Source organism: Blautia sp. OM07-19 (assembly GCF_003481595.1).
In the GTDB taxonomy this organism is placed as follows: domain Bacteria; phylum Bacillota; class Clostridia; order Lachnospirales; family Lachnospiraceae; genus Blautia_A; species Blautia_A intestinihominis.
The window spans coordinates 434-5,915 of the sequence record NZ_QULA01000065.1 but is presented as its reverse complement, the minus strand read 5'-3'; the positions used below and the strand labels follow the sequence as shown (position 1 = coordinate 5,915).

6 protein-coding genes and 5 tRNA genes are annotated in these 5,482 nt (G+C 43.5%); 2 read left to right on the top strand and 9 right to left on the bottom strand.

The window, feature by feature from the left end; all coding sequences use genetic code 11:
* The first annotated feature begins 188 nt into the window (after positions 1–188).
* Positions 189–854, top strand: a complete 666-nt coding sequence (gene trhA / locus DXC01_RS19580) for a PAQR family membrane homeostasis protein TrhA (RefSeq protein ID WP_118254718.1) — start codon at positions 189–191, stop codon at positions 852–854.
* 33 nt (positions 855–887) lie between these two features.
* On the opposite strand, the gene DXC01_RS19575 is transcribed toward trhA, so the two are convergent.
* From DXC01_RS19575 to DXC01_RS19565, 3 genes are all read right to left on the bottom strand, one after another.
* Entirely contained in the window at positions 888–1,130 is a 243-nt protein-coding gene (locus DXC01_RS19575) for a GIY-YIG nuclease family protein (RefSeq protein WP_118254713.1), read from the bottom strand.
* A gap of 178 nt (positions 1,131–1,308) precedes the next feature.
* On the bottom strand, positions 1,309–2,139 hold the full coding sequence (locus DXC01_RS19570) for a M23 family metallopeptidase (RefSeq protein WP_118254708.1): 831 nt from the start codon (positions 2,137–2,139) through the stop codon (positions 1,309–1,311).
* A gap of 109 nt (positions 2,140–2,248) precedes the next feature.
* Positions 2,249–3,082, bottom strand: a complete 834-nt coding sequence (locus DXC01_RS19565) for a SpoIID/LytB domain-containing protein (RefSeq protein WP_022213442.1) — start codon at positions 3,080–3,082, stop codon at positions 2,249–2,251.
* Positions 3,083–3,239: 157 nt separating this feature from the next.
* Between DXC01_RS19565 and DXC01_RS19560 the strand changes: the two genes are divergently transcribed.
* Positions 3,240–4,442 carry a metallophosphoesterase gene (locus tag DXC01_RS19560; RefSeq protein WP_118699660.1) on the top strand — a complete coding sequence of 401 codons (1,203 nt, stop codon included), beginning with the start codon at positions 3,240–3,242 and terminating at the stop codon, positions 4,440–4,442.
* 66 nt (positions 4,443–4,508) lie between these two features.
* Here the strand turns inward: DXC01_RS19560 and DXC01_RS19555 are convergent, their stop codons facing one another.
* From DXC01_RS19555 to DXC01_RS19530, 6 genes are all read right to left on the bottom strand, one after another.
* Complete coding sequence (locus tag DXC01_RS19555) at positions 4,509–4,817, bottom strand: hypothetical protein (protein ID WP_118699659.1); 309 nt, start codon at positions 4,815–4,817, stop codon at positions 4,509–4,511.
* A gap of 149 nt (positions 4,818–4,966) precedes the next feature.
* Positions 4,967–5,039, bottom strand: a tRNA-Lys gene (locus tag DXC01_RS19550).
* Between the two features lie 91 nt (positions 5,040–5,130).
* Positions 5,131–5,203, bottom strand: a tRNA-Phe gene (locus tag DXC01_RS19545).
* A gap of 4 nt (positions 5,204–5,207) precedes the next feature.
* Positions 5,208–5,281, bottom strand: a tRNA-Met gene (locus DXC01_RS19540).
* Between the two features lie 17 nt (positions 5,282–5,298).
* Positions 5,299–5,371, bottom strand: a tRNA-Thr gene (locus DXC01_RS19535).
* A gap of 21 nt (positions 5,372–5,392) precedes the next feature.
* Positions 5,393–5,474: transfer RNA gene (locus DXC01_RS19530), tRNA-Tyr, on the bottom strand.
* Positions 5,475–5,482: the final 8 nt, after the last annotated feature.

The following is a 5,482-nucleotide window of genomic DNA, read 5'->3' as shown; positions in this document are numbered from 1 at the left end:
ACTCCTGCGCTTTCATCTCGGTAATTGAATTGCCGAGGATTCCCGCTTATTATCCTAAAATTCCTAAATTAGCTCTTTACTTTTATGTATAAATGCAGTATAGTTTCAATATACTTAATATGTAGTATTAATTACTACGTGATTGGTTTTTTATTATTTACCTGTTTTTAACACTGGAGGTGTTTATTATGAAACTTAAATTAAAAGATCCCTGGAGTGCGATCACGCACGGTGTTGCAGGACTTCTGGCGATCGCGGGTGCTGCACCGCTTCTTCTCAAAGCTGCATCCGGTGAGGAAGCACCACTGCATATCGCAGCTCTGGCTGTGTTCATACTTACCATGATCCTTCTTTATACAGCCAGTACCGTTTATCATTCTGTAGACTCTACAGAGAAAGTCAACCGCCGGCTCCGAAAGATGGATCACATGATGATCTTCGTCATGATCGCCGGAAGCTATACTCCTGTCTGCCTCATTGCATTGCATAACCGTATTGGCTATATCCTCTGCGGACTTGTATGGGCTGTTGCAATCCTTGGCATGCTGCTCAAGGGACTCTGGATCACCTGCCCGAAATGGCTGTCCTCCGTTCTCTATATCGGAATGGGCTGGCTCTGTGTACTGGCTTTTGTTCCGATCTTTCACTCCCTCCCGAGAGCAGGTTTCGGATGGCTGCTTGCGGGCGGCATTATTTACACGATCGGCGGTATCATCTATGGTCTGAAACTTCCATTATTTAATTCCAGACACAGGAATTTCGGTTCACATGAGATCTTTCATGTTTTCGTTATGCTTGGAAGTGCCTGCCACTTTATCCTCATGTATTGCTTTATTTCCACCCTGCCATTCTGATGGCAGGGTATTTTTCTGCCTGTTACAGTACTTTCAGAATTCCATCAGGTTTAATTTTTGTTTTCTTGTAAGCTGTTTGATCGCATATTCTCTGCGCATTGCTTCTTCTTTTGTTTCAAAACCTTCATAATAGACCAGTTTTACCGGTCTTTTGCTTCTGGTATACTTCGCTCCGGCTTTTCCCTCATTATGGGCTTTGAGCCGCTTCTGCAGGCAGTTCGTCCATCCTGTATACAGTGTCCCGTCTGCACATTGAACGATATATGTGTAATTCATAAAGTATTTTATCCTCTTTTGTCTCTATAAAAAGCAGCCGATTTAAATTGTATTTCACTTCTATATACATTCAAAAAGCAGGTAGGAGAATATCGACTGCGAATTTTTTACCGCTGATTCCCACCTGCTTTATTATACGTTGTGTTTTATATTTTGTGAATAATTGTAATTATCCCGTTTACGGAAGATAGGCGATCGGATCGATCGGCTTGCCGTCTTTTTTCATTGCAAAATAAAGATTATTTCCTTCTTTGCTGTAATATTTCGTCGGCGCACTGACATAGCCGATCACAGTTCCTTCTGTTACTGTGTCGCCCTCCTCCACACAGAGGTCTTTGAGCTGTCCGTAAACTGCCTGATATCCGCTTCCAAGCTCCATCGTCAGGGTTGTTCCCGTCTGTGCGTCTTCTTCGATCGAATAAACCGTTCCATCTGCTGCTGCGGTCACCGGTGCACCTTCCACTGCCTGAACTGCGATCGCAGGGCTCAGTTTATACTGATCCAGGGTCGGAAAATAAACCGTCTGATCCATATTATAATCCAGAAGGATCGTTCCGTGTACCGGCCATTCCATCAGCGTATCTTCGGAAAAACTAAGTTTCGGAGCACTCAGTGCACTTGCGGAAACATCTGTGACTTTTTCCTGATCCGTCATGGAATCCTCCACCGCATTTGCTGCATTCGCGGTTTCTGTGGTTACTTCATTTGTAAAAACACTGTCTGAAGTTTTTTCTGAACTGTCTGTACTGTCAGTGAGCGTCTGAGTGATTTTTTCTTCTGCTGTATCGTTCTGCCCTGTCGTATCGCTGATCTCCGCGTCAACCAGACTGGTGTCTGCATCCACCATCGGTGTCTCTTCTGTGTCTTCGCTCTGATCTGTCTGCAGTTCTTCCTGAATTTCCTTGTCTGGAGTATAAGTACCGATCTGATAAACTCCAATTCCCGCCGCTGCCAGGACAGCAAGGAGAGCAGTGTTTGCGGCGTACTTTACGATTCTGTTTTTTGTCATATTCCATTCACCTCTGCCAATAATCATTTTTGTATTTATAGCATTCCCGAAATATGACGTATTATTCAACTTTGCACAGAATAAATCATGTTATTGCTGTTCGCTTTCTTCACAGTAAATCGTTTCTGTCATATGTACTTATTTCCATTTCCGGAAAATATTCTTCCAGAATCTCTTCCCACAAACTTCCATCTTTTGCAAGTTCATTTCCGCCATACTGAGAAAAGCCAAGTCCATGACCTTTTCCTCTGCACAGGAAACGAACTTTACTCCCTGTTTTCTGTATGGAAAAATTCGACGATGGAAGTCCCATTCCCAATGCAAACATTTCTCCCTCCAGAATTTTGTCATCAGCCTGAAGACTCAGCACATAGCCTGCAGAATCCCGTTCTTTTATTTCTAATTCTTTTGGCAGCTGCCGCTCCGAAATATATGTACTGCTGAAATAGTCCGGGGAATTTTTGTCTGCACTGCTGTCCACAGATTTCAGATATTGATACTCTGAACTTCCAAACACAGTCTCCCCGTCTCTGGTCGTGCCACCACTGATCTCGTGATATGGAACAAGATCCAGTTTTCCATCCACAAGCAGAACTTTCCCTTCTGTATTTTCCACAGCATCTTCATAAATCTCATCAGATATCCACCATTTCCACTGATTCTTTATACTTTTCCCCATTTCTCTCAACACATCCAACCGATTTTCCTCCTCCGCAAATTTCCTGAAAAGATTACTTCTCGCAATGACCGCCTGTGCTTCCACCGTCTGTAACTCATAATCCGGTGAAATCTGACACGAAAGAACTGCCGTCAGATATACCTCCGAATCTGGTCTGTAATTCAGTAATATCCTCTCACTTCCATTGATCACACTCACCGACAAGTACGGAAGCAGCGCAAACACCAGGATCTTCGACAGATTAAAAACACTTTTTCTTTTCATAATGCTCATCCAGCCAGTGTTTTATCCTAATATATGTCCTTTTTTCATCTTTTATAAATATTTCCGTTCAGTTTTTGACAGCGCATCTTATTCATACTATACTATAGGGCATATCAATAGGACTGCTTACTTATAACAAAAAGGAGGTGCTTTTTTTATGCTTGCAATTTATCTGGCACCAGTCTATATATTACTTAACCTTTATGTACTCCGGTGGAGTTACCTGTGGATCGGAAACTGTCATCATCTATTTCAGTCAACTGTTTTTCGGGTTATTCTGGCGATCGTCTACGTTCTGATCTCCACCACCCCACTGACAGGATTTTTGATAAAAAAACCAGCTTCCCTGCACAGGATCCTCAAAGTCACCAGCAACTATTTTCTTGGGATCTTTATGTATATTCTGATGATCGTGCTGAGTGCGGACATCATAAGACTGATCCTCAAATACGTTTTCCATGCATCCTGGATCCATTCACGTGTTGCGTTTGCGATTGCCGGAGCGATCTGCATCTTTAGTGTTCTGCTGATCAGTATCCGCGGCATCTATCATGCCAAACACATTAATGTAACGCCTTATGAAGTTACTGTTGATAAATCCGCCGGCGAACTCGATTCCCTGAAAATCGTGCTCATCGCCGATACACATTTCGGCTACAATGCCGGTACTATCCATGCAAAAGAGATCGTAAAAAAAATAAACAAACAAAATCCTGATCTTGTCTGCATTGCCGGAGATATTTTTGATAATGAATACGAAGCGATCCACGAGCCCAAAAAGGTCAAAAAAATCCTACGCAAGATCAACTCCCGTTACGGTGTTTATGCCTGTTGGGGAAATCATGATCTGAATGAGCCAATCCTTGCTGGTTTTACTTTTAATCCTGGCAAAGAAGGGGCTGAGAGCCTCAAAGATCCACGCATGAGGGAATTTCTAAAAGACAGCAATATTCAGCTTCTGGAAGATGAAGCCGTCCTGATCGACAACAGTTTCTACGTAGTCGGCCGTAAAGACGCTTCCCTGATAGAAAAAATAGAAGAAAAAAGAAAAACCCCTGCCCAGCTTACCGAGAAGCTGGACAAGGATAAACCAATTATATTTATTGACCATCAGCCAAAAGAACTCCAGGAAATTGCAGATGCAGGTGTTGATCTTGATCTCTGTGGCCACACGCACGATGGACAGACATTCCCGGGAAACATAACGATCAAATTCCTGTGGGAAAATCCCTGTGGCTATCTCCAAAAAGGATCCATGCACAACATCGTCACTTCCGGATCCGGTGTCTGGGGACCAGCCATGCGAGTTGGCACCAACAGTGAGATCTGCACGATCAATGTTACATTCCAGAACTCCTGATCTCAGACTTTATACCGTTTCTCTGCTTTATCCGAAGAAGCAGAGAAACGGTATTTTTATCTGCATTTATTCCTGAAGGATCACATTCTGCATAATCGGCGGAATCCCCTCTAATGCATCCACACTCCTGTCACCCGGACCTCTCATCCAGAAGAAAACCTTCCTTATATAATTATCATGTTCTGACGCAGTTCTGTACATAGAAGAATCTGTTGTATTTCCCGCCGCATTCCGAGCTCCAGGAACATATCCAAGAACTCCCTCACTAAGCCCCACAGCCTGTCCCATTTCTTTTAAAACAGTTGCTTTGACACTCATCACAAGACAAAATACAGCAGCAGCGATCATATGAAAACTCTCTCTTATTTTCTTCATAATGCCCTCCTTAATTCTTCCATGCCAAGAAGCCGGGATTGCGCACGTCCCACTACTACGCATGTACTATAATATATGCGGGCATCAATATAAAAAGAACTTAGGCAATAAAAAAACACTATCGAAATGATAGTGTTCTTAAAAAGTAGTGAGGCATCGGGGATTCGAACCCCGGACAACTTGATTAAAAGTCAAGTGCTCTACCAACTGAGCTAATACCCCATATGCAGTTTTGCATTTACTTTGCACAATGTTGCAGAGTAAATCGCTCAGGCTTTTTCTAACCAGCCGTTCGTTACCTTTACAAGGTAAATGCCCAGAGCCGGAATCGAACCAGCGACACGAGGATTTTCAGTCCTCTGCTCTACCAACTGAGCTATCTGGGCAAAATAGCGGGAACAGGATTTGAACCTGTGACCTTCGGGTTATGAGCCCGACGAGCTTCCAGACTGCTCCACCCCGCGATAATTATGAAATTGAAAGCCGATGATCGGACTCGAACCGATAACCTGCTGATTACAAATCAGCTGCTCTGCCAATTGAGCCACATCGGCTTAGCCAATGATAAGGCTTAATGGGTGGAGAAGGATTCGAACCTTCGAAGGCGGTGCCAACAGATTTACAGTCTGCCCCCTTTGGCCACTCGGGAATCCACCCTTAATGTA